The organism is Rhodoferax sp., assembly GCF_030653815.1.
Lineage (GTDB): Bacteria > Pseudomonadota > Gammaproteobacteria > Burkholderiales > Burkholderiaceae_C > Rhodoferax.
The window spans coordinates 23,744-45,949 of the sequence record NZ_JAURYQ010000033.1; the positions used below are offsets into that span (position 1 = coordinate 23,744).

The window sequence follows — 22,206 nt, forward strand, 5'->3', positions numbered from 1 at the left end:
CCAAACCATTTCAACCCCAAGGAGAAACGTCATGGACGCAACCGTCAGAGCCGCCACCCCCATCAATCCTGAAAAAGCCAAGGCCCTGCAAGTGGCGCTGGCCCAGATTGAAAAACAATTTGGCAAGGGCACCATCATGCGCCTGGGCGAGGGCGAAGTCATTGAAGACATCCAGGTGGTGTCCACCGGCTCACTGGGCTTGGACATTGCGCTCGGCGTGGGTGGCCTGCCGCGTGGCCGGGTGGTGGAAATTTATGGCCCGGAATCCAGCGGCAAAACCACCTTGACGCTGCAGGTGATTGCCGAGATGCAGAAAACCGGCGGCCAGTGCGCTTTTGTCGATGCCGAGCATGCGCTCGACATCCAGTACGCGCAAAACCTCGGCGTCAACCTGCAAGACCTCTTGATCAGCCAGCCCGACACCGGCGAGCAGGCGCTTGAAATTGTCGACAGCCTGGTGCGCTCGGGTGCGGTGGACCTGATCGTGGTGGACTCGGTGGCCGCCCTGACACCCAAGGCCGAGCTCGAAGGTGAAATGGGCGACAGCCTGCCCGGCCTGCAGGCCAGGTTGATGAGCCAAGCGCTGCGCAAGCTCACCGCCCACATCAAGAAAACCAACTGCATGGTGATCTTCATCAACCAGATCCGCATGAAGATCGGCGTCATGTTCGGCAGCCCCGAGACCACCACCGGTGGCAATGCGCTCAAGTTCTACGCCTCGGTGCGGCTCGACATCCGGCGCACCGGCACCATCAAGAAGGGCGACGAAGCCATCGGTAACGAAACCAAGGTCAAGGTGGTCAAGAACAAGGTGGCCCCGCCGTTCAAAACGGCCGAGTTCGACATCCTGTTCGGCCAGGGCATCAGCCGCGAGGGCGAGATCATCGACATGGGCGTCACCGCCAACATCCTTGACAAGTCCGGTGCCTGGTACGCCTACAACGGCGAAAAAGTGGGTCAGGGCCGCGACAACGCGCGGGAATTCCTGAAAGAAAACCCCAGCCTGTCGCATGAGATTGAAAACAAGGTGCGCGCCTCTTTGGGTATCCCGCTGCTGGCCGGCACCGAAGCAGCTGAAGCAGCGCCTAAAGCGGCCGCCAAGAAGGCCGCCTGACCGCCGTGGCCTTTGACCAGCCTTCGCTCAAAGGCCGTGCCCTGCGCCTGCTCAGCGGCCGCGAGCATTCGCGTGCCGAGCTGGAGCGCAAGCTGCAGCAATTTGAAGAGGAGCCCGGCAGCCTTGCGCTGGCGCTCGATGAGCTGGTGTCCAAGGGCTTCATCAGCGAGCAGCGGGTGCTTGAGTCGGTGATCAACCGGCGCGCCGCCAAACTCGGCGCCTCTCGCATCCAGCAGGAGTTGCAGGCCAAGGGTCTGGACCCGCAAGCCGTGTCAGAGGCCGTGGCGGACCTGCGTAGCACCGATCTGGCCCGCGCCCGGCTGGTGTGGCAGAAGAAATTTGACCATCCGCCCGCAGATGCGGCCGAGCGCGCCAGGCAAATGCGTTTTCTGGCCAGCCGCGGTTTTGGCGGTGACACCATCCATCGGGTGGTGTCGGGCAGCGACGACGATTGAGCCTTAAAGTCCCAGCATCAACTGCAGGTTCTGTACCGCTGCACCGCTGGCGCCCTTGCCCAGGTTGTCCAGCCGCGCCACCAGCACCGCGTGCTGGAAGTCATCGCCGATGTCACGGTTGGCAAACACCCGCAGTTCCAACAGGTTGGTGTCGGCCAAGGCCACCGCGTCGAGTTTATTGTCGGGCGTGGCGGGTAACACCTTGACCCATGCGCTGTCGGTGTAATGCCGTGTCAGCGCCTGCTGCAGGTCGTCCGCGCTGGGCCGGCCCGGCAGCAGGTCCAAGTGCAGCGGAATTTGCACCAGCATGCCCTGCCTGAAGTTGCCGACCGCAGGCACAAACAGGGGGCGGCGCGTCAGGCCGGTCAAGGCCATGATTTCCGGGATGTGTTTGTGCTTCAGACCCAGGCCGTAGAGCTCAAAGGCCGGTGCTGTGCCCTGCTCAAAGGCTTCGATCATGGGCCGGCCGCCGCCTGAATAGCCGCTGACCGATGGCAGGCAAAGCGGGAAATCGGCCGGAATCAGCCCGGCATCCATCAGGGGCCGCAACAGCGCAATGGCACCGGTGGCATAGCAGCCCGGATTCGCTACCCGGCGCGCGGTCTGGATCGCTTCGCGTTGTCCGGCGGCCAATTCAGGAAAACCATAGACCCAGCCGGGTGCGGTGCGGTGCGCGGTGGAAGCGTCAATGATTTTGGGGCCGGGCTTGCCCGTGCTTTTTTCCAGCGCGTCGACCATGGCCACCGACTCAAGCGCCGCGTCGTCGTGCAGGCACAGCACCACCAGGTCGGCCTGGGCCATCAGGTCGCGCTTGGCGTTGGCGTCTTTGCGCAACTCGGGCGCAATGCTGATGAGCTCGACGCCTGGCAGGGTTTGCAGGCGTTCCCGAATTTGCAAACCGGTGGTGCCGGCCTCGCCGTCGATGAATATTTTTTGCATGGTGAAGTCAAATCCTGAAAAATGGGTTGCTTGTAAGGCTGGTAACAGTTTGCCGCAATGCAGCATGATACAGTCCGCAGTTGCTTCGCACGGTGTCCCTGATGCTGCCCTGTTGGACATATCAGACGGCTATCCATCATTCATTCCTGAGAGAAAAGCTCATGAAAATTCACGAGTACCAAGGCAAGGAAATCTTGCGTCAATTCGGTGTGCCAGTGCCTCGCGGCATTGCAGCGTTCACCGTTCAAGAGGCGGTGGAAGCCGCACAAAAACTCGGCGGCCCGGTCTGGGTTGTCAAGGCGCAGATCCACGCCGGGGGCCGTGGCAAGGGCGGCGGCGTCAAGGTTGCCAAGACCATTGAAGACGTCAAGCGCATCGCCGGCGAAATTTTGGGCATGCAGCTCAAGACCCACCAGACCGGCCCCGAAGGCCAAAAGGTGCGTCGCCTGTACATCGAAGACGGTGCCGATATTCAAAAGGAATATTACGTTTCCATCGTGACGGATCGCGCCACGCAAAAGCTGGCCTTCATTGCCTCCTCTGAGGGCGGCATGGACATCGAGGAAGTGGCGCATTCCACCCCTGAGAAGATCATCACCGAGTTCATTGATCCTTTGACGGGTCTGGGCGAGGCGCAAGCCAAGAAAATTGCCGACGCCATCGGCATGCCGGCTGGCTCGACGGCGCAAGCCGTGGACATCTTCCAGAAGCTCTACAAGTGCTACATGGACACCGACGCGTCATTGGTTGAAATCAACCCGCTGAACCGCGACGGCAAGGGCAATGTGATGGCACTCGACGCCAAGTTCAACTTTGACGCCAACGCGCTGTACCGTCACCCCGAAATCGTGGCCTACCGCGACCTCGACGAAGAAGACCCGGCCGAAGTCGAAGCCAGCAAGTTCGACCTGGCCTACATCAGCCTGGACGGCAACATCGGCTGCCTGGTCAACGGCGCCGGCCTGGCCATGGCCACCATGGACACCATCAAGCTGTTTGGCGCAGAGCCTGCCAACTTCCTGGACGTGGGCGGCGGCGCCACCCCCGAGAAAGTCACCGAAGCCTTCAAGATCATGCTGAAGAACCCCAAGGTCGAGGCCATTCTGGTCAACATTTTTGGCGGCATCATGAAGTGCGACACCATTGCCACCGGCGTCATCACCGCTTGCAAGGCGACCAACCTGAATGTGCCGCTGGTCGTGCGCATGAAGGGCACCAACGAAGAGCTGGGCAAGAAGATGTTGAAAGACAGCGGCCTGCCGATCATTTCCGTGGACACCATGGCAGAAGCTGCACAAGCTGCTGTCAAGGCAGTAGCCAAGTAATTTGCCGGAGAGAACCGCGCTGCGCAAGGTTCTTTCCCCTACTGATTAGGAAAAAACATGTCAATCTTCATCAATAAAGACACCAAGGTCATCACCCAAGGTATTACCGGCAAAACTGGCCAGTTCCACACTGAAAAATGCCAGGAATACGCCAACGGCAAAGAATGTTTTGCTGCCGGCGTGAACCCCAAGAAGGCTGGCGAATCCATTTTTGGTATTCCTATTTTTGCCTCGGTCAAGGAAGCCGCTGCTGAGACCGGTTCCACCGTGTCGGTCATTTACGTGCCACCGGCTGGTGCCGCTGCCGCCATCTGGGAAGCCGTCGAGGCCGACCTCGACCTGGCGATCTGCATCACCGAAGGCATCCCGGTGCGCGACATGCTGGAACTGCGCAACCGCATGAAAGCCAAGGAAGCTGCTGGCGGCAAGAAAACCCTGCTGCTCGGCCCGAACTGCCCCGGACTGATCACGCCCGACGAGATCAAGATCGGCATCATGCCCGGTCACATCCATCGCAAGGGTCGCATTGGTGTGGTCAGCCGCTCCGGCACGCTGACCTACGAAGCGGTGGCGCAATTGACCGAAATCGGCCTGGGTCAGTCCAGTGCCGTGGGTATTGGTGGTGATCCGATCAATGGTCTGAAGCACATCGACGTGATGCAGGCCTTCAATGACGATCCGGATACCGACGCCGTCATCATGATTGGTGAAATCGGTGGCCCGGACGAGGCCGAAGCCGCTCGCTGGTGCAAGCTCAACATGAAGAAACCCATCGTCGGCTTCATCGCCGGTGTGACCGCTCCGGCGGGCAAGCGCATGGGCCACGCCGGTGCCTTGATTTCCGGCGGCGCCGACACCGCCGAAGCCAAGCTCGCCGTGATGGAAGAATGTGGCTTCAAGGTCACACGCAATCCGTCCGAAATGGCCAAGCTGCTCAAGGCCATGCTATAACGCTCGCCAGACCTTGAAACAAGGCTTTTGACCGGGGTCAAGGCCCCTAGCCGGATTTCCTGAAGGACAGTCCGGCTTTCCTGTTTCTGGGGCTGGTCGGAGCAATAATGAACCATGAACTACGCCTATCACGCACAAACTGACCCCGGCTTGACGCGTCCCAACAACGAAGACAGCTTTCTGTTTGACGAGCATTGTGGCGTCGCGGTGCTGGCCGACGGTATGGGCGGCTACAGCGCGGGTGAGGTTGCCAGCAGCATGGCCACAAGCTTGATTGCGTCAGAGTTGACACGCTGGCTGTCCCGCAGCGAGTCTTCGAAGCACGCGGACGACCTCTGCCGCTTGTTGGCTCTCAGTGTTGACAAGGCCAACCGGGAAATCCTGCAGGCCGCCATTGCCAACCCCAGCTATAAGAGCATGGGCACCACGGTGGTGGCGGCTGTGTTTCTGGGTGACCGGCTGTTTTTGACCCATGTGGGCGATTCACGTTGCTACCGTTTGCGCGATGGCGTTTTGGAGCAAATCACCAAGGACCATTCGATGCTGCAGGAGCAGGTGGATTCCGGCTTGATCACCCGGGCCCATGCCGCGCGTGCCCCGGGCCGCAACTTGCTGACCCGGGCGCTGGGCGTTGAATCCAGGTTGCCCCTTGAAGTCAAGATTCATCCGGTCGAAGTGGGCGATCTTTACCTGCTGTGCTCTGACGGCCTGACCGACATGGTGGACGACGCCAGCATGGCCAGCCTGATGAGCGACACCACGGAGTTGGCCCAGCGTGCATCGGCCTTGATCCAGCTGGCCAATGCCAAAGGGGGCCGGGATAATGTGACCGTGATGTTGATTCATGCCCAGCAGGCGCCCGGTGCCCAGGGCCTGGCGCGGCCGCAGTTGCCAACTTAATGACGAATCTTTGAAGGAGATTTTGTGCCGAAAATCACCATCAGACTTGACGGTGGCCTCATCAAGGAAGTCAGTCTTGTCAAAAAGCACACCACCTTGGGTCGGCGACCGTACAACGATGTCGTGCTGGAAAACCTGGCGGTCAGTGGACGGCACGCCCGCCTGATCCAGGAAGACCAGCAGGTCATGATCGAGGATATGGATAGCACCAATGGCACCTATGTGAACGGTCATGCGGTAAAAAGGCAGGTACTGCAAGACAACGACACCATTGAAATAGGTCACTTCAAAATCATTTTCTCAATCCAGTCGGCGGCCCGTGATGCGACGGCCGAGGCGGAGTCAAGCCCACCTTATGATGCCACCTGGCCGCAAGCTTTTCACGACATTGCCGAGCTGCCTGTCAACCGCCAGGGCCGTATCAAGGTGGTCTCAGGGTCGGCGGCAGGGCGAGAAATGGCGTTGACCAAGGAGGTGACCACCTTCGGTAAACCCGGTGTTGCCATTGCGGCCATCACCCGACGCGACGCCAATTATTATGTTCATCATGTCGAGGGCGCGCAGGTGCCCTTGCTCAATGGCACGGCTGTGGGACAGGCACCGGTCCTGTTGCGCGCAGGTGACCAGATCACCTTGAGTGGCACCGTGCTGCAATTTTTGTCTTCCTGATCAGCACAATGTTTGGTTGGTTCAAGGCGCTAATCAACAAGTTGAAGCCTGCAAAGTCGGTAAAGCCTGTAAAGTCTGCCAAGTCTGTGAAATCGCCAAGGCCTGAAAAATCTGAAAAGTCTGCGAACAAAGGAAACATGAACACCCTCACGCAACCGCCCGGCTCGGATCATGGCGTCATGACGCTGGATGCACTCTTTTACAAGCAGTTGCAGCAAGTGACCGCGCGCATCCATGAGACTGAAAACATTGAGCAAATCATGTTGGAGTCGAGCCAGGACATTTGCAAGCTGTTCAATGCGGACCGGTTGACGCTGTATGTGGTCAATGAGGAGCGCAACGCCATTGTTTCCAAGGTCAAGACGGGTCTCAACAGCAACCAGGAACTGAAGCTCCCCATCAGCCCGCAAAGCATTGCCGGGTACGTCGCCTTCAGTCAAAAGGTGGTCAATCTGGCCGATGTCTATGATAACGAAGCCCTGAAACAGGTGCACCCGGACTTGAGCTTTCTGAAAGCGGTGGACCGGCGCACCGGTTACCGCACGCGTCAGATGCTGGTGGCCCCGATCCTGGAAGGCAAGACGCTTTATGGCGTGCTGCAGATCATCAACAACAAGAATGACCAGATGTTTGGCGATCTGGATGTGGAAGGTGCCACCCAGCTCTGCAAAACCCTGGCCATCGCCATCCGCCAGCGCATCCGCAAGCAGGAAGACCGCGTACGCCGCATGGTCACCAAGTACGACGACCTGGTCGCCAGTGGTGTCATGACCGCGGAAGAGTTGAAGCAATGCCTGACGGATGCCCGCGAACAGGGGCATACCGTTGAGCAACTGTTGCTCAATGACTACCAGGTGCGCCCGGTCCAGATCGGCCCGTCCCTGGCCAAATTTTTTGGCGTGCCCTACGAGCCGTTCAGCGAAGGCCGTATTCGCTCTGAAAACCTGCACGGCAAGCTCAAGCGGGAATTCATTTCCGAGCAGGGCTGGATCCCACTGGAGGAATCACCCGACGGGCTGGTCATCATGTGCCTGGACCCCGAGACCGTGCGCAGCTCGCGCATTGTGGCTCAGGTTTATCCGCGCATTGGCAAGTTTGCCTACCGGGTCACCACACACCATGAGTTCATGCAGACGCTGGGCCAGATCTTTGGCATCGAGGCCGAGAGCGGCAGCATCAGCGACATGCTGGCTGACATGGACAGCTCGCCCATGGACGACGGCACCAACGAAGACTCGCTGGAGTCTGCGGCAGCCGACAACGAACTGGTCAAATTTGTCAACAAGGTGATCCTGGACGCCTACCACCAGGGGGCTTCCGATATCCACATCGAGCCCATGCCCGGCAAGCTCAAGACGGGGGTGCGTTTTCGCATTGACGGTTCACTGCAGCCCTACATCGAAGTTCCGGCCCATTTTCGCCAGGCCATGGTGACGCGCCTGAAAATCATGTGCGACCTTGATATCTCAGAGCGCCGCAAGCCGCAGGACGGCAAGATCAAATTCAAGAAATATGGCCCGATCGACATCGAGCTGCGCGTCGCCACCATCCCCTCGGCCGGCGGCGTCGAAGACGTTGTGATGCGGATTCTGGCGGCTGGTGAACCCATTCCGCTGGACAAGCTGGGTCTGACACCGCACAACATGGAGCGCGTGCTGCGCACAGTTGAAAAACCCTATGGTTTGTTTTATGTGTGCGGCCCCACCGGTTCGGGCAAAACCACCACCCTGCATTCGATCCTGAAACACCTCAACAAGCCGGACACCAAGATATGGACTGCCGAGGACCCGGTCGAAATCACCCAAAAAGGCCTGCGCCAGGTCCAGATCAACAAGAAAGCCGGCATTGATTTCGCGCTGGTCATGCGCGCTTTTTTGCGCGCTGACCCCGACATCATCATGGTGGGTGAATCACGCGACCACGAAACCGTGGCCATGGGCGTGGAAGCCTCGCTCACCGGGCACCTGGTGTTCTCCACGCTGCACACCAACTCGGCGCCCGAGTCCATCACGCGCTTGCTCGACATGGGCATGGACCCGTTCAATTTTGCCGATGCCCTGCTGGGCATTCTGGCGCAGCGCCTGGCCAAGAAATTGTGTGTCTGCAAGGAGGCCTATGTGCCCGACGCCGAGGAGCTGCGCCTGTTCGCGGTCGAGTACGCCGAGGAGCTGCGGCATTCGATGGTGTGGAAAGACGATTTCGATGCGCAGCTGACGCAACTCATCGCGCGCTGGAAAACCGAATTCGCCGACGGCGGTGAGCTCAAGTTTTACCGCCATGGGGGCTGCGACAAGTGCCATCAGACCGGCTACAAGGGCCGGGTCGGCCTGCATGAACTGCTGATCGCCGACGATGGCATCAAGAAGCTGATCCAGGAGCGTGCCCGGGTCGCTGAAATCTTCTCTGCCGCGGTCGAGGGCGGCATGCGCACCTTGAAGATGGATGGCATGGAGAAAGTCATGATGGGGCTCACCGACCTGAAGATGGTGCGCTCGGTCTGCATCAAATAACATTTCGTTCGGCATGACGAACCACGCCACCTGCCTGTGCTGCCAACGCCGACCGCTGTTGCAGGGCATGGCCGTGCTGTTGTTGTCGCCTGGCTGGGCAGCGGCGCAGGACGCTGGCCGCGAAGGCGTGGAGGTCGGCGGCAACTCGCTGTTCAGCCGCCTGGTGCCGGCCGAAACGGTTGAGCAGTCGGCCTCACAACAGTATGCCGACATGCTGCAACAGGCTGCGGCCCAAAACGCGCTGGGCGGCAAAAACCATCCCCAGGTCAGGCGCTTGCGTGCCATCGCGCAACGCATCATTCCCCACGCCATGGGCTGGAACCCGCGCGCCAGAGATTGGCGCTGGGAGGTGAACCTGATCGGCAGCCGTCAGATCAACGCGTTTTGCATGCCCGGCGGCAAGATCGCGTTTTACAGCGGTATCCTGGACCAGCTGAAACTGACCGATGACGAAGTTGCCACCGTCATGGGCCACGAGATTGCCCATGCACTGCGCGAACACGCGCGCGCCCGCATGGCGAAAAATGCCGCCACCGGCATTGGTGCCAATTTGCTCAGCAATGTGCTGGGCCTGGGGCAACTTGGCCAGACCGTGACCAGCTACGGCGCGCAGTTGCTCACACTGCAATTCAGTCGCAGTGACGAATCCGATGCCGACCTGGTCGGCATGGAACTCGCCGCGCGCGCCGGCTTTGATCCACGCGCCGGTGTCACGCTATGGCAAAAAATGGCGGCGGCCAATACCGGCGCGCCGCCGCAATGGCTGTCGACCCACCCGTCCGGCAACAGCCGCATTGCCGACATCCAGGCCAACCTGCCCAAGGTGCTGCCGCTGTACGCGCGCAGCCAGAACAAATAGCGGTGATGACTCGGTTTGCAGCGGGAATGAAAAGAGCCAGTGCTTCCCTGGTTGGCCAGTCGGTACCTAAGCCGATGATGAAGTTTGTGGAATCTATGGCGGCGCGAATGTGGGTCAGCGCGGCTTGTAAGCCGTGACATCCATTTCAACCTTGGCATCAATCATCAAGCGGGATTCCACTGTGGAGCGGGCGGGACGGTGTTCGCCGAAGCATTCCATGTAAACCCGGTTGAAAGTGCCGAAATCACGCGCATCGTCCAGCCAGACACTGACTTTTGCCACGTCAGCCAGGGTGCAGTCGGCCAGCGCCAGCGCCTGCTTCAGACGCTCAAACACCTGGCGGGTCTGGGCTTCTATGCCACCCACGATGACTTGTCCCTGTTCGTCTGTGGGCACCTGACCCGAGACAAAGACAAAGTCGCCAGCGCGGGTCGCGGGTGACAGCGGACGTGCCAGTCGGTCCGAGGCCATCGGTGCCTGTCCTAACATTTCAACATTCGACATGAAACACTCCATTTGTAAAAAATTTACATAAACATAGGAAAAACACTGTTGACATTTTAAAAAATGCCATCTAGCATCAATAATTGTAATGTTATTACTTTAGGAGTCAATATGCAATTCGACCTGACGGGCCTCTCGAAGCCTACAGTTTTCGTGTCTTCTTCGACCAATCGTTTGGGCAGACGACGCTGGCTGGGCCTCTTGGCCCTGACCGGCGCCTTGACCATGACGCTGACCGGCACGGCTATTGCGGCACCTGCCAAAGGTGGCGCCGCCAACCTGGCCATGGTGGGCGAGCCGCAGGGCCTGGACCCCATGATCAGCACGGCTGATCTGGTCGGCACCATCATGCAGCACGTCTACGAGCCGCTGTATACCTTTGATGCCAACTGGGCCATCGCGCCCATGCTGGCCGAAAGCATGCCGGTGGTTTCCAAGGATGGTCTGAGCTACAGCATCACCCTGCGCAAAGGTGTGATGCTGCACAACGGCCGCGAATTGAACGCTGAAGACGCAGTGGCTTCGCTCAACCGTTGGATGGAGCTGTCTCCGCGCGGCAAGGCGGTGGGCAAAGAGGTGGCCTCGTTGACCACCAAGGGCACGCATGGCCTGGAGCTCAAACTCAAAACCCTTTATGCCCCCTTGCTCGCCCAATTGGCCTTGCCCAGTGGCATGGCCGTCATCATGGCCAAAGAGAGTATTGCACCGCAATTGAAAGACTTCATTGGCACCGGTCCCTATAAATTAAAGGAACGCAAGCCAGACCAGTACACGGTGCTGGTGCGCCATGACGCCTACAGCGCGCGCAAGGAAGCGCCGAGCGGCTACGCCGGACGACGTGAAGCGCTGCTCGATGAGCTGCGTTTTGTGCCGGTTCCCAACGCCAATACCCGGGTCGAAGGCGCTTTGTCGGGGCAATTCCACTACGCTGACCTGCTGCCGGTGGACGCCATTGGACGCGTGGAAAAGGCGGGTGCCTCGGTGGTTCCGATCGTGACCAAGAATTTTGGTTTCCCTTACATCGTCTTCAACACCAAAGAGGGCGTGTTGGCTTCGCAGGCCATGCGCCGTGCGGTTCAGGCTGCGTCCGGTCCGGGTGAAATGCTGGCCGGGGGCTTTGGTGACAACCGCTTTTTTGTGGTGGAGCCGAACTTCTTCCCCAAGGGCACGCCCTACTACTCAGCGGCCGGCACCGAACTGTACAACCAGCGCAATCCGATCATGGGCAAGGAACTTGCAGCCAAGGCAGGCTACACCGGTCAGCCGATCCGCATCATGGCCAGCCGTCAATATGAGTTCCACTACAACATGGCCCTGGTCATGGCAGAGCAACTCAAGAAAGCCGGTTTCAAGACCGATTTGCAGATTGTCGATTGGGCCACGTTGGTGCAGCGCCGCAATGATTCCAAGCTCTGGGATGTCTACTTCACCCATTCCGGTTTGTTCCCGGAGCCCATGCTGTCGCCGCCGCAACTGGGTGACGGCGCGCCGGGCTGGTGGGACACTGCTGCCAAAAAGGCCACCTTGGCGGCCTTCAACCAGGAAACCAATTTGAGCAAACGCGGACCGCTCTGGGGCAAAGTGCAGCAAACCGTGTATGACGAAGTGCCCTTCATCGAAGTTGGCAAGTTCAACGCCTTGTCGGTTCGCTCGGCCAAGCTGGAGGGCTATACCCCCTCGACCTGGCCGTTCTTCTGGAACACCGGCCTGAGCAAATAAGGGACGACACAGACCATGCGGTTCTTGCTCAACCGGTTGGCTGGCGCCGCCATGGTCCTGGTGATTGTGGCGGTGCTGGTTTTCTTGCTGACCCGCCTGGCGTCGGGTGACCCGATGGCGCTGATGCTGGGGGACCAGGCGACGGTCGAGGACGTCGCCAAGGCCCGCACCCAATATGGCCTGGACAAGCCGCTGCCGACGCAGTTTGTGTTGTGGGTGGGGGAGTTGATGCAGGGCAACCTGGGGCAGTCCATTTTCCTGCAGCGGCCAGTGGCGCAAGCCCTGATGGAGCGCGCCGAGCCCACGTTGTTTCTGGCCTTCTTTGCGGTTGCCATTGCCGCTGCGATTGGTGTGCCATGCGGCATGGCGGCAGCCATCTGGCGCGGCAGCCACACCGACCAGTGGTTGAGTGGTGTGGCCATGCTGGGGGCCAGCATTCCAAGCTTCTGGATGGGCCTGATCCTGATCCAGTTTTTTGCCGTTTACCTGGGCTGGTTTCCGGCGTCCGGTTATGGCGATCCGGGCATGGGTCTGGGCGCTCGCCTGTACCACCTGATCCTGCCTGCGTCGGTGTTGGGGCTGCTGAACTCGGCCCTCATCATCCGTTTCACGCGCGCATCCATGCTGGACATTCTGGGCGAAGACTTTGTTCGCACCGCTCGGGCCAAGGGCTTGCCGGAGCGGGTGGTGATGTTCAAGCATGTGCTGCGCAACGCCCTGGTGCCGATCATCACCGTGCTCGGCTTGACCATGGCCCTGATGATTGGCGGTACCGTGGTCACCGAGACCGTGTTCAACCTGCCCGGTGTCGGCAATCTGGTGGTGCGCGCCGTGCTGCGCCGGGACTATCCGGTCATTCAGGGCACCCTGCTGGTGATTGCGAGTATTTACGTGTTGATCAATTTGCTCATTGATTTGCTCTACACGCTGGTGGATCCGCGCATCCGGCTAGGAGGTGCGTCATGAGCCCGGACGCAGGCTTCCTGAACCGCCGATTTCCATTGATGCTGCCCGTCCTGCGTCGCCTTTTTGCGCGCAAAGTCGTGCTCATGGCGGCTCTCATGCTGAGCCTGGTGGTGGTGGTGGCCACCGTCTACCCCTGGCTGTCGGATGCCGACCCGAATGCCATCAACGTGAGTGAGCGCCTGTTCGCACCTTCCTCGGCACACTGGGCTGGCACCGATGAGTTGGGGCGTGATGTGCTGCTGCGCATCGTGTACGGTGCGCGTTATTCACTGCTGATTGGTTTTGTGACGGCCGCGGGGGCTGTTCTGCTGGGGACTCTGATGGGGGTGCTGGCCGGTTTTTTCCGGCGACTGGACGCGCCCTTGATGCGGGTGGTCGATGCCATGATGTCCTTTCCCGACATCCTGTTGGGCATTGCCCTGGTGTCGATTCTGGGGGTGTCCCTGTGGAACGTGATGTTGGCGCTGGTCATTGTGTACACGCCGCGCGTGGCGCGGGTGGTGCGTGCGGCCACCCTGGTGCTGCGTGAACTGCTGTTTGTCGATGCCGCGCGCGCCCTGGGCGTGCGCACCCCGCTGATTTTGTGGTCGCACATTTTGCCCAACCTGATGTCGCCAGTGCTGGTGCAGGTGACTTTCATTTTTGCCTATGCCATTCTGGCGGAGGCCGGGCTGTCTTTCCTGGGCGTGGGCGTGCCACCGGACATCCCGACCTGGGGCACCATGATTGCCGGCAGCCTGGAGTATTCCGACCGGGCCTTCTGGACCATCCTGAGTCCGGGACTGGCGATTGTGCTGACCGCCGTGTCGCTGCAAATGCTCGGTGATGGCGTGCGCGACCTGCTCGATCCCAAATTGAAAAAGGCCGTATGAGCACAGACCTTGATTTGGCGCCACGCCTGGACGTGCGTGGCCTGTCCACTTCTTTTGCGACTGACGCCGGACGCATTCAAAGCGTGGCGGATGTGTCTTTTCATATTGCGCCGGGCGAGACCCTGGCGCTGGTCGGTGAGTCGGGCTCGGGCAAGTCGGTGACCAGCCTCACGTTGATGGGCCTGCATGCCAAAACCTCGCAGGCCCGTGTTGACGGCGAAGCCTGGTTTGTGCGCCGCGATGGGCAACGCGTCAACCTGCTGGCGCTGCCCGAGGATGACTTGCGCCAACTGCGCGGCAACGAGATGGCGATGATTTTCCAGGAACCCATGACCAGCTTGAACCCGGTGCTGACCGTTGGCGAGCAGATTGCAGAATCGGCCCGTTTGCATCTGAAGATGGACCGGACTGCTGCGCTGGCGCATGCGCTGCGCATGCTCGAACTCGTCGAGATCCCGGCGGCCGCCCGCCGCCTGCGCGAATACCCGCACCAACTCTCCGGCGGTATGCGCCAGCGGGTCATGATTGCGCTGGCGGTGGCCTGCAACCCGACCCTGCTGATTGCCGACGAGCCCACCACAGCCCTGGATGTCACGATCCAGGCGCAAATATTGGCGCTGATGGGCCGCTTGTTGAAAGAAACCCGCATGAGTTTGCTGTTCATCACCCACAACCTGGCGGTGGTGGCGCAATACGCCGACGCGGTGGCGGTGATGTATGCCGGGCGTGTGGTGGAGACGGCCCCGGTGCAGCGGCTCTTTGCCCAGCCCCAGCACCCGTACACGCGTGGTTTGCTGGCCTGCCTGCCTGGCGTGGCGCGGCGGCGCGCGCAGGAAGGTGGTGGCAGCCTGGGGCCGCGCCCGCGTTTGGTGGCCATTCCCGGCCAAGTGTCGAGCCCGTTTGACCCGCCCGCCGGTTGTGCCTTTGCACCGCGTTGTGCCGAGCGCGTGGCGGGCTGCGATGCCCAAATGCCACCGCTGGTCACGCTAGGGGACCGGCTCAGTGTGCGCTGTATCCGGGCGCGCACCGATGAAAGCCATGAGGTGGTCGCATGAGCACGCCCGATATCCTGCTGGACGTCCAGGGCTTGAGCAAGTATTTCGGTGCGGGCCGGCACCCGGTGCGGGCGGTCGACGAGGTCAGTTTCAAGATTGTTCGCGGCGAAACCCTGGGGCTGGTGGGTGAGTCGGGCTCGGGCAAAAGCACCATCGGCCGTTTGCTGACGCGCTTGCTGGACCCGACGGCCGGACAAATGCTTTACCGGGACGAGGCGCACCTGGGTGACGGCCAGGCCATCGATCTGGCCACCTTGTCGCAGGCACAGTACCGTCCGCTGCGCTCGAAGATCCAGATCATCTTTCAGGACCCCTACGCCAGTCTCAACCCCCGCATGCGGATTCGACAGGTGCTGGCCGAAGCGCTCGACACCCATGGGCTGGCCAAGGGCGCCCTACGCCTGCCGCGTGTTCATGCCTTGCTCGAACAGGTAGGGCTGCGTGCGGAACACGCCGAACGTTTTCCGCATGAGTTTTCGGGCGGGCAACGTCAACGTATCGGCATTGCCCGGGCGCTGGCGGTGCAACCCAATTTCATCGTGGCTGACGAACCTCTGTCGGCGCTGGATGTCTCCATCCAGGCGCAGGTGGTGAACTTGCTGGGGGAACTCAAGGAGCAGCTTCAGCTCACGATGCTGTTCATTTCCCATGACCTCGACGTGGTGGAGTACCTGTGTGACCGCGTGGTGGTGCTGTACCTCGGGCGGGTCATGGAGATCGCGCCCACGGCAGCCCTTTACACGCAGCCCCAGCACCCTTATACCCAGGCCTTGCTGGCCGCCGCCCCGATTCCCGATCCGGCCCAGCGGCGCCAGATCCCCCTGCTGCACGGCGATGTGCCCAGTCCCGCCCATCCGCCGTCGGGCTGTGTTTTCCGAACCCGCTGTCCGCATGCGATCGATCTTTGTGCCAGCACCGCAACACCTTTGCGTGAAGTGCGGCCTGGCCACTGGAACGCCTGCTGGCGCAATGACCTTGTGAGCGCACCATGACCCCTGATTTCACCCTCGACCACAGCTTTAAGAGTTATCCCTTCAACGCCGCGCCGTGCCGGGCCAGTGAGCTGGCCGGCAAGGGCTGGAACTTGCTGGCGGACGACCTGCCATTTCCCCTGGCGGTCATTCATCGCAGCGCCTTGCTTCACAACGTGGCCTGGATGCAGGACTACGCCAGGCGCAAGGGCGTGGCGCTGGCACCCCACGGCAAGACCACCATGTCCCCCCAGCTGTTCCAGATGCAGCTGGCGGGCGGGGCCTGGGGTATGAGCTTTGCCACTTTGTACCAGGTGGCCGTGGGTGTCGAGGCCGGGGCGCGTCGCATTATCATCGCCAACCAGGTGGTGTGTGATGCCGATTTTGACGCGCTGGCCACGCTGTTGGCCCGCCACCCGGACCTGCGCGTCTGGTTTCTGGTGGACTCGGTGGCGCAGTTGACCCTGATTGAAGACTGGGCCAGCCGCCGCGCGGCCACGACACCCTTTGATGTGCTGCTGGAGATGGGCATACCCGGTCAGCGTACCGGTTGTCGCACACTGGCGCAAGCGCTGCATCTGGCGCAAAAAATGGTGGCGTCCCGAGCCGTTCGTTTCGGCGGTATCGAGTGTTATGAAGGTGGCGTGGCGACATGCGAGAGCGCGCACGATGTGCGTGAAGTCACGGCCCTGGTGCACCGGGTGACGGAAGTCGTCAAGGCCTGTGACCAGCAAAACCTGTTTGAAGGCAATGAACTGCTGATCACCGCAGGCGGCTCGGCGGTGTTTGACCTGGTGATCCCGCTGCTGCGCCTGCACGACATGCAGCGCCCGCTGCTGGGCGTGCTGCGCTCGGGGTGTTACATCACCCATGACCACGGCAACTACGCGCGCTTTTTGCGGCTCGTGGAGCAACGCGAAGGACTCGACGCCTCGCTGCGGCCGGCGCTGGAGGTCTGGGCCATGGTGCAGTCGGTGCCCGAGCCCGGCCTGGCGCTGCTCACCTGCGGTCGGCGCGATGTGTCCTATGACCTCGAAATGCCCTTGCCGCAGCGCCATGCGGCGCGCGCCAGCCGGCAGGTCAACGCCGTTCCTGCCGATTGGAAAATCAGTGCCCTCAATGACCAGCACGCTTATCTGCGATTCGACCCGGCGGGTTTGATTCCGCAGGTCGGCGACCGCGTCAGCTTGGGGATTTCCCACCCCTGCACCACCTTTGACAAATGGCGCTGGTTGCCTCTGGTGGAAGACGACGGCGCCATCACCGGCGCGGTGGCCACCCGGTTTTGACGCGCTTGCCCATGATGACCTCGACCCAAGGTTTGTTGCAGCAGATGCGCGAGAGGCTGCCGGACCTGCCTGCGGCCCAAGGCAAGGTGGTGCATGTGATCCTGGCAGACCCGCAGGGGGCTGCCCGAGCCACCGTGGAGCAACTGGCCCTGCAAGCCCGGGTGTCCATGCCGACCGTGGTTCGCACCTGTCGCAGCTTTGCATATGACTCGGTGCGTGACTTCATGCTGGCCCTGGCGCAGGATCTGGCGGTTTCGGGTTCGCACCTGCACCGTAGCGTTGCCGACGACGACACCGTCCAGCAAGTGTCCAGCAAGATCATCCAGGCGGCCGTGGCTTCGCTCAGCGAGCTGGGTCGCCGCCTCGACACCGACATGATCGACCGCGTGGCCGAGAAATTGGCGCAGGCCCGGCGCATTGACTGTTATTCGGTGGGGGCGGCTTCGACCTTCATGGCCAATGAGCTGCAAAGTCGCCTGTTTCGCCTGGGCCGTCCGTCCAATGCGATTTTTGATGCCCACCAGCAACTGGTCTCGGCCAGCACCCTCGGTGCGGACGGTGTCGCCTTTGTCATCTCGCATGTGGGGCGCATGCCCTACACGCTGGAAGCGGCCAAGTTCGCGCGCGCCCAGGGGACCACGGTGATTGCGATGACGCAACCCGATACCCCGTTGGCCAAAATTGCCGACTTGGTGCTGGGGATTTCGGTTCCGCCCGATGCGGTGATGCGTGTCGGGACCGAAGCTTATCTGGCCCACTTGCTGGTGATCGAGATTTTGATGGTGCGCCTGGCGCAAAGGCTGGGCCCGCAGGTGGCCTTTGGCTTGCAGCAATTCAAACAATTGCTGCAGCGGCATGGGTTTGACAGCGCCGAGTATGCCGGCACGCCCGACTTTGAAGCGAGTCAGGCTGACCTGGTTCACCTTCCTCATAGCACCCCGTAACCGAACTGACATGACACGTGCAACTTTACTGAAAAACGGATTGATCGTCGCGGGCGACAACACCCCGGCCTGGCGCGGTGACCTGCTGATGTTTGACAGCCAGATTGTGGCCATGGCCGCGCCCGGCCAGATCGGGGCCGAGGTACTGGCCCGGTTCACGCTGCCGCTGGATGAATTCGACTGCAGCGGCAAAGTGATTGCGCCAGGCTTCATCGATGTTCACACCCATGACGATGCGGCTGTGCTGGACGCCCCCGACATGCTGCCCAAACTGTCGCAAGGGGTTACCACCGTGGTGACCGGCAATTGCGGCATCTCGCTGGTGCCCATGATGACCACCGAGCCACCGGCGCCCTTGTCCCTGCTCGGACATCGACAATTTCGGTTTGGCGGTATCGAGGCGTATGCGCAGGCCATCGATGCCATCCAGCCGGGGGTCAATGTGGCGGCACTGGTGGGGCACACCACGCTGCGCATGTGCCACATGAAACAACTCGATCGGCCTGCGCAGGCCGATGAACTGGCGGCGATGGTGGCGGATCTGGAGCAGGCCATGGCGGCGGGCGCGCTGGGCTTGTCTTCCGGTGTTTTTTACCAGGAAGCGTTTGCCGCAGACCTGACCGAATTGAGCGCCTTGGCCTGCACCGCAGCACGGGCTGGCGGCATTTATGCGACCCACATCCGCGATGAAATGGCCGCCATTTTGCCGGCCCTGCAAGAAGCGGCGCTGACCGCGCGGCAGGCGGGTTTGCCGCTGGTGTTGTCGCACCACAAATGCGCCGGCCCGGCCAATTGGGGGCGCACCCGCGAGACCCTGCCGCTGATCGAGGCCCTGGCCCGGGAGCAGGAGATTGGCATGGACGTTTACCCCTACACCGCGGGGTCAACGGTCTTGCGCGAAGACCTGGTGGACGGCGTGATCGACATCCTGATCACCGGCAGCACTGCCCATCCCGAGATGGCGGGGCGCTACCTTGCCGACATCGCCCGTGACTGGGGCGTGCCGCAGCAGGCGGCCTGCCGTCGCTTGATGCCGGGTGGGGCGTGCTACTTTCAAATGCGCGAAGACGACGTGGAACGTGTCATCGCCCATCCGTTGTCCATGATCGGCTCTGACGGTTTGCCGCACGATGAACGCCCCCACCCGCGCCTGTGGGGCACGTTCCCGCGCGTGCTGGCGAGTTACTGGCGTGAAAAAGGGGTGCTGCAACTGGAGCAGGCCATTCACAAAATGACGGGTCTGTCGGCGCGGCGCTTCAATCTGGACGGGCGTGGCACCTTGCGCGTGGGTCACAGTGCCGACATCGTGGTCTTTGACCCGAAGCTGGTTAAAGACCTGGCGAGTTTCGAGAAGCCCATGCAGTACAGTGCCGGTATCGAGCAGGTGTGGGTCAATGGGGTTCTGAGTTACACCGCCGGGCAGCGCGGCACCGGCGCACGTGCCGGGCGCTTCCTGAGACGCGGCGCCAATCTGGTGTAGCAGCAGACATGTGTCGGCTATTCAACCACCACAAGGCCAGCGTGACGACTTTGGTCAGGGTTTGGATTAAGCAAAAAACCTTGCTCTTCGCGCAGTAATCCCTCACCCGGCAGGTCAACCGCAATCTGATTTTATGGTTTTGATCAGTAGTGTCCCAACGTTCTTCAGAGGAGATTGAGCTGATTTGACTCGAAATCGGGATCTGAATTTGTTGAGGGTGGTGTAAGTAGTTGATTTATTGGGATAGTTTCAAACATAGACAGGCTCAGGATATGTAGGATTTCATACAGGCTGTGATGATCAAGATGCAGACGTTTCTTCGTGATGGCAATCAACAGGTAGGTGGATATGGCGATCCATATCTGCGTCTTCACCGCGTTCTCGCTGGTGCCAAAGAACACCTTGATGCGCAGATGCTGCTTGATCAATTTGAAGAACAGCTCCACCTGCCAACGCTGGCGGTACAAATCGGCAATCAGTTCCGGCTTCAAGGCAAAGTTGTTGGTCAGAAACACCAAGCGCTTGCCGGTGTCGTCCTTGACGACCACCCGACGCAGCGTCGCGGGGTAGTCCTTGCTCGACAGATAGGTCGTCAACACGCCCGTCTGATCGCACAGCACCGCTGTATTGATTCGATCCACCGGGTGCGAGTAACGCCGCTTGGACTTGGTATTGCTTTTTGCACGGGTCACGAAGAAGGCTTGCGCCTCGTGAATCACAAACAGCCGGGAGAAGTCCAGATAGCCCCGATCCATCAGGTAAAACGCCCCAGGCTCCAGCACCAGATCGGCCAGCACATTGACCTCGTGCGTCTTGCCGTCGGTGATGTGAATCAAACTGGGGATATTGCCTCTCAACTCCAACAACGTGTGCAGCTTGATGGCCGCCTTGGCCGAGCGAAAAGGCGCCCAGGCAAACACCGACAGGCACAGGTCGATGGTGCTGGCATCGAACGCGTAGACCGCCGCATCGAGTTCCAGCCCGAACGGCTCCGTGGCGTACAGGGGTCGGGCCAGCCCAATCAGGTGCTGGGCGAAGTCGGCATAGATTTGCCACGGGCGGGTGGCGTTCGCATTGGCCAACGTGTTGCGCGAAATCGTCTGGCAGCGAAAGCCCATGTGGTACAGCCGGCGGGCTTGAGCGTGCAGGTTGACCTCGATGTCGCGCAAGGATTCGCGAGAGGTCAGTTGCGCAAAGGCCATGGCGAAGAACTGATCCAGACACGAGAAGTCCTTGACCTTGTGCTCGCCACGATGGTCGGCCACACAGCGACGAAATGTGCTCAGTGGCAGATAGAGCATGAGTTGCGCAAATACGAGCTTGCCTTGGTGCGTGACGGTTTTGGGCGGAAACCCGAAAAAAACCGACAGTCTGCCTTTCGACGTTCAAATCGAGACCAGACTGAAACACTAAATTTGGCAAGCAATTCATTAACTTACGACGTTCCGATGTCACAACGTTGGGACACTACTGATTTGCGGATAAGTTATAAAGCGGCAATAGTGGGTGGCAGGATAAGGGCCGGGGCGGCGGCCTCATACTGTCAAATGCCCAGAAATCGGCCGCCACCCCAGCCGTTATCCTGCCGGTGAGCGTGGTTGGCGATTGCGGCAAGAAGACAAGGATTCCGGAAATCCGTGACAGCTTTGTTGACCGTTCTGCAGGGGGAGCAGGTGCCCATTGAGCTCAGGTGGCGGTCAGGTCTCAGACATGCGCCACCATTCATAGGATTGAAATTTGCGGCATTGGCCGTCCGGTCCACACCACAAGCGCACGCTCGGTCGAGTTGCGCCACAACAACCCGATCTTCCTGCTTCGACCCATCTGTTACCTGGATATTCTTGCTGCTTCTTGGCGCGCTCAATACCCTGAATCCGTGCCAGATTCTCAGTGCGCCGCCCCATGACCGACTGCGCTCTGTGTTGCGGCACTTGGCTCCCCAGACGTTTAAAGACCCGCATACAATTCTTTCGACCTGTAGGATTTCATCCAGCCAGATAATCACTTGGTGGGCGTCAAATGCGCTGCAGAACCCCTGTTCTACCGAAAGGACTTTTGAAAGCATCATGCCGCCACATAGAATGACCAGTCTTGGGTTCACGGAGCAAGCGTTTCCCGCTGGAACGCATATGTGCTACATCTACGCGGACGACCGCGAGCACCAGGAAACCATGTCAAAGTTCGTCGAAAGTGCGTTACCCGAGCAGGAGTTGGTAAGCTACTTCGCTGACGTGCTGTCAGCGGAAGATCTTTCCGCCCACTTCGCGCGTCTTGGCATACGATTGCCCCAGGAGCTTGCGGCAGGTCACTTCGAGGGCGATGTGGCCCAGCGCATCTACTGCCCCGACGGGACATTCATCCCGCAACGCATGCTGGACCGGGTGCGGGAACTCTACCTGGAGAGCGTTCGCGCTGGCTATTCAGGAGCCCGGGTGACCGGCGAGATGAGCTGGGCTCTCAGAGGATTACCTGGCTCCGAACGCCTGATAGAGTATGAGTCTGGCTTGAACGCCGTAGTGCGGGAGTGTCCTGCCACTCTCGTCTGCCAATACGACGCGCGACGCTTCAGCGGCGCGACCTTGTATGACGTCCTGAACGTTCATCCGTACATGATCGTGCGCGGGCAAATCGTGCGCAATCCATATTATTGTTCCGGGGACTAGCCCCCTCGCTGGCGCGTCTGA

The 22,206-nt window shown here is 60.5% G+C and carries 21 protein-coding genes; 17 read left to right on the forward strand and 4 right to left on the reverse strand.

Going from position 1 to position 22,206, the window contains the following annotated elements:
- Positions 1-31 precede the first annotated feature (31 nt).
- Both recA and recX read left to right on the forward strand, forming a co-directional pair.
- Entirely contained in the window at positions 32-1,114 is a 1,083-nt protein-coding gene (recA, locus tag Q7U49_RS11355; RefSeq protein WP_304764380.1) for a recombinase RecA, read from the forward strand.
- Between the two features lie 5 nt (positions 1,115-1,119).
- A complete protein-coding gene (gene recX / locus Q7U49_RS11360; RefSeq protein WP_304764381.1) occupies positions 1,120-1,569 on the forward strand; it encodes a recombination regulator RecX in 450 nt (149 codons plus the stop codon).
- Between the two features lie 3 nt (positions 1,570-1,572).
- Here the strand turns inward: recX and argC are convergent, their stop codons facing one another.
- The gene (gene argC, locus Q7U49_RS11365; RefSeq protein WP_304764382.1) at positions 1,573-2,508 is read right to left on the reverse strand and encodes an N-acetyl-gamma-glutamyl-phosphate reductase; all 936 of its coding nucleotides are present in this window, start codon (positions 2,506-2,508) and stop codon (positions 1,573-1,575) included.
- A 101-nt stretch (positions 2,509-2,609) separates the two neighbouring features.
- Between argC and sucC the strand changes: the two genes are divergently transcribed.
- The 6 genes from sucC to Q7U49_RS11395 all read left to right on the forward strand — a co-directional run bounded on the left by sucC (position 2,610) and on the right by Q7U49_RS11395 (position 9,722).
- Positions 2,610-3,833 (forward strand): ADP-forming succinate--CoA ligase subunit beta, encoded by a 1,224-nt coding sequence (gene sucC, locus Q7U49_RS11370; RefSeq protein WP_370653994.1) that lies wholly within the window; start codon positions 2,610-2,612, stop codon positions 3,831-3,833.
- A 57-nt stretch (positions 3,834-3,890) separates the two neighbouring features.
- A complete protein-coding gene (gene sucD / locus Q7U49_RS11375; RefSeq protein WP_304764384.1) occupies positions 3,891-4,784 on the forward strand; it encodes a succinate--CoA ligase subunit alpha in 894 nt (297 codons plus the stop codon).
- 114 nt (positions 4,785-4,898) lie between these two features.
- Complete coding sequence (locus Q7U49_RS11380) at positions 4,899-5,684, forward strand: Stp1/IreP family PP2C-type Ser/Thr phosphatase (RefSeq protein WP_304764385.1); 786 nt, start codon at positions 4,899-4,901, stop codon at positions 5,682-5,684.
- 24 nt (positions 5,685-5,708) lie between these two features.
- Positions 5,709-6,353, forward strand: a complete 645-nt coding sequence (locus tag Q7U49_RS11385; RefSeq protein ID WP_304764386.1) for an FHA domain-containing protein — start codon at positions 5,709-5,711, stop codon at positions 6,351-6,353.
- Between the two features lie 137 nt (positions 6,354-6,490).
- On the forward strand, positions 6,491-8,863 hold the full coding sequence (locus Q7U49_RS11390) for a GspE/PulE family protein (RefSeq protein ID WP_304764387.1): 2,373 nt from the start codon (positions 6,491-6,493) through the stop codon (positions 8,861-8,863).
- Positions 8,864-8,876: 13 nt separating this feature from the next.
- Complete coding sequence (locus tag Q7U49_RS11395) at positions 8,877-9,722, forward strand: M48 family metallopeptidase (RefSeq protein ID WP_370653995.1); 846 nt, start codon at positions 8,877-8,879, stop codon at positions 9,720-9,722.
- A gap of 114 nt (positions 9,723-9,836) precedes the next feature.
- Here Q7U49_RS11395 and Q7U49_RS11400 read toward each other — a convergent pair whose 3' ends face one another.
- Positions 9,837-10,226 (reverse strand): RidA family protein, encoded by a 390-nt coding sequence (locus tag Q7U49_RS11400; RefSeq protein ID WP_304764388.1) that lies wholly within the window; start codon positions 10,224-10,226, stop codon positions 9,837-9,839.
- A 219-nt stretch (positions 10,227-10,445) separates the two neighbouring features.
- On the opposite strand from Q7U49_RS11400, the gene Q7U49_RS11405 reads away from it, so the two are divergent.
- From Q7U49_RS11405 to Q7U49_RS11440, 8 genes are read left to right on the forward strand one after another with little or no spacing between them, the layout of a single operon-like run.
- Complete coding sequence (locus Q7U49_RS11405) at positions 10,446-11,945, forward strand: ABC transporter substrate-binding protein (RefSeq protein ID WP_304764406.1); 1,500 nt, start codon at positions 10,446-10,448, stop codon at positions 11,943-11,945.
- 15 nt (positions 11,946-11,960) lie between these two features.
- Complete coding sequence (locus Q7U49_RS11410) at positions 11,961-12,911, forward strand: ABC transporter permease (RefSeq protein ID WP_304764389.1); 951 nt, start codon at positions 11,961-11,963, stop codon at positions 12,909-12,911.
- Positions 12,908-13,783: an ABC transporter permease gene (locus tag Q7U49_RS11415; protein WP_304764390.1), complete on the forward strand. Its 876-nt coding sequence runs from the start codon at positions 12,908-12,910 to the stop codon at positions 13,781-13,783. Before Q7U49_RS11410 ends, Q7U49_RS11415 begins: the two co-directional genes overlap by 4 nt.
- Complete coding sequence (locus Q7U49_RS11420) at positions 13,780-14,838, forward strand: ABC transporter ATP-binding protein (protein WP_304764391.1); 1,059 nt, start codon at positions 13,780-13,782, stop codon at positions 14,836-14,838. Before Q7U49_RS11415 ends, Q7U49_RS11420 begins: the two co-directional genes overlap by 4 nt.
- Positions 14,835-15,830, forward strand: a complete 996-nt coding sequence (locus Q7U49_RS11425; protein ID WP_304764392.1) for an ABC transporter ATP-binding protein — start codon at positions 14,835-14,837, stop codon at positions 15,828-15,830. Before Q7U49_RS11420 ends, Q7U49_RS11425 begins: the two co-directional genes overlap by 4 nt.
- Positions 15,827-17,098 carry an amino acid deaminase gene (locus tag Q7U49_RS11430; RefSeq protein WP_304764393.1) on the forward strand — a complete coding sequence of 424 codons (1,272 nt, stop codon included), beginning with the start codon at positions 15,827-15,829 and terminating at the stop codon, positions 17,096-17,098. The genes Q7U49_RS11425 and Q7U49_RS11430 overlap by 4 nt, the downstream gene beginning before the upstream one ends.
- A gap of 14 nt (positions 17,099-17,112) precedes the next feature.
- The gene (locus Q7U49_RS11435) at positions 17,113-18,042 is read left to right on the forward strand and encodes a MurR/RpiR family transcriptional regulator (protein ID WP_304764394.1); all 930 of its coding nucleotides are present in this window, start codon (positions 17,113-17,115) and stop codon (positions 18,040-18,042) included.
- Positions 18,043-18,052: 10 nt separating this feature from the next.
- Entirely contained in the window at positions 18,053-19,522 is a 1,470-nt protein-coding gene (locus Q7U49_RS11440; protein ID WP_304764395.1) for an amidohydrolase family protein, read from the forward strand.
- Positions 19,523-19,686: 164 nt separating this feature from the next.
- On the opposite strand, the gene Q7U49_RS11445 is transcribed toward Q7U49_RS11440, so the two are convergent.
- Together Q7U49_RS11445 and Q7U49_RS11450 are read right to left on the reverse strand one after the other, a co-directional pair.
- Positions 19,687-20,892, reverse strand: coding sequence for an IS4 family transposase (locus Q7U49_RS11445; RefSeq protein WP_304764407.1), 1,206 nt, complete (start codon positions 20,890-20,892; stop codon positions 19,687-19,689).
- A gap of 173 nt (positions 20,893-21,065) precedes the next feature.
- Positions 21,066-21,623: a hypothetical protein gene (locus tag Q7U49_RS11450; RefSeq protein WP_304764396.1), complete on the reverse strand. Its 558-nt coding sequence runs from the start codon at positions 21,621-21,623 to the stop codon at positions 21,066-21,068.
- 28 nt (positions 21,624-21,651) lie between these two features.
- Here Q7U49_RS11450 and Q7U49_RS11455 point away from each other — a divergent pair, with 28 nt between their 5' ends.
- Complete coding sequence (locus tag Q7U49_RS11455) at positions 21,652-22,185, forward strand: MEDS domain-containing protein (protein WP_304764397.1); 534 nt, start codon at positions 21,652-21,654, stop codon at positions 22,183-22,185.
- Positions 22,186-22,206: the final 21 nt, after the last annotated feature.

Excerpts from the sequence above, each read along its gene's own strand:
- recA (WP_304764380.1), top strand. The coding sequence starts at position 32 with ATGGACGCAACCGTCAGAGCCGCCACCCCCATCAATCCTGAAAAAGCC.
- argC (WP_304764382.1), bottom strand. The coding sequence starts at position 2,508 with ATGCAAAAAATATTCATCGACGGCGAGGCCGGCACCACCGGTTTGCAA.
- sucC (WP_370653994.1), top strand. The coding sequence starts at position 2,610 with ATGCTGCCCTGTTGGACATATCAGACGGCTATCCATCATTCATTCCTG.
- sucD (WP_304764384.1), top strand. The coding sequence starts at position 3,891 with ATGTCAATCTTCATCAATAAAGACACCAAGGTCATCACCCAAGGTATT.
- Q7U49_RS11380 (WP_304764385.1), top strand. The coding sequence starts at position 4,899 with ATGAACTACGCCTATCACGCACAAACTGACCCCGGCTTGACGCGTCCC.
- Q7U49_RS11390 (WP_304764387.1), top strand. The coding sequence starts at position 6,491 with ATGAACACCCTCACGCAACCGCCCGGCTCGGATCATGGCGTCATGACG.
- Q7U49_RS11395 (WP_370653995.1), top strand. The coding sequence starts at position 8,877 with ATGACGAACCACGCCACCTGCCTGTGCTGCCAACGCCGACCGCTGTTG.
- Q7U49_RS11400 (WP_304764388.1), bottom strand. The coding sequence starts at position 10,226 with ATGTCGAATGTTGAAATGTTAGGACAGGCACCGATGGCCTCGGACCGA.
- Q7U49_RS11410 (WP_304764389.1), top strand. The coding sequence starts at position 11,961 with ATGCGGTTCTTGCTCAACCGGTTGGCTGGCGCCGCCATGGTCCTGGTG.
- Q7U49_RS11415 (WP_304764390.1), top strand. The coding sequence starts at position 12,908 with ATGAGCCCGGACGCAGGCTTCCTGAACCGCCGATTTCCATTGATGCTG.
- Q7U49_RS11420 (WP_304764391.1), top strand. The coding sequence starts at position 13,780 with ATGAGCACAGACCTTGATTTGGCGCCACGCCTGGACGTGCGTGGCCTG.
- Q7U49_RS11425 (WP_304764392.1), top strand. The coding sequence starts at position 14,835 with ATGAGCACGCCCGATATCCTGCTGGACGTCCAGGGCTTGAGCAAGTAT.
- Q7U49_RS11430 (WP_304764393.1), top strand. The coding sequence starts at position 15,827 with ATGACCCCTGATTTCACCCTCGACCACAGCTTTAAGAGTTATCCCTTC.
- Q7U49_RS11435 (WP_304764394.1), top strand. The coding sequence starts at position 17,113 with ATGACCTCGACCCAAGGTTTGTTGCAGCAGATGCGCGAGAGGCTGCCG.
- Q7U49_RS11440 (WP_304764395.1), top strand. The coding sequence starts at position 18,053 with ATGACACGTGCAACTTTACTGAAAAACGGATTGATCGTCGCGGGCGAC.
- Q7U49_RS11455 (WP_304764397.1), top strand. The coding sequence starts at position 21,652 with ATGTGCTACATCTACGCGGACGACCGCGAGCACCAGGAAACCATGTCA.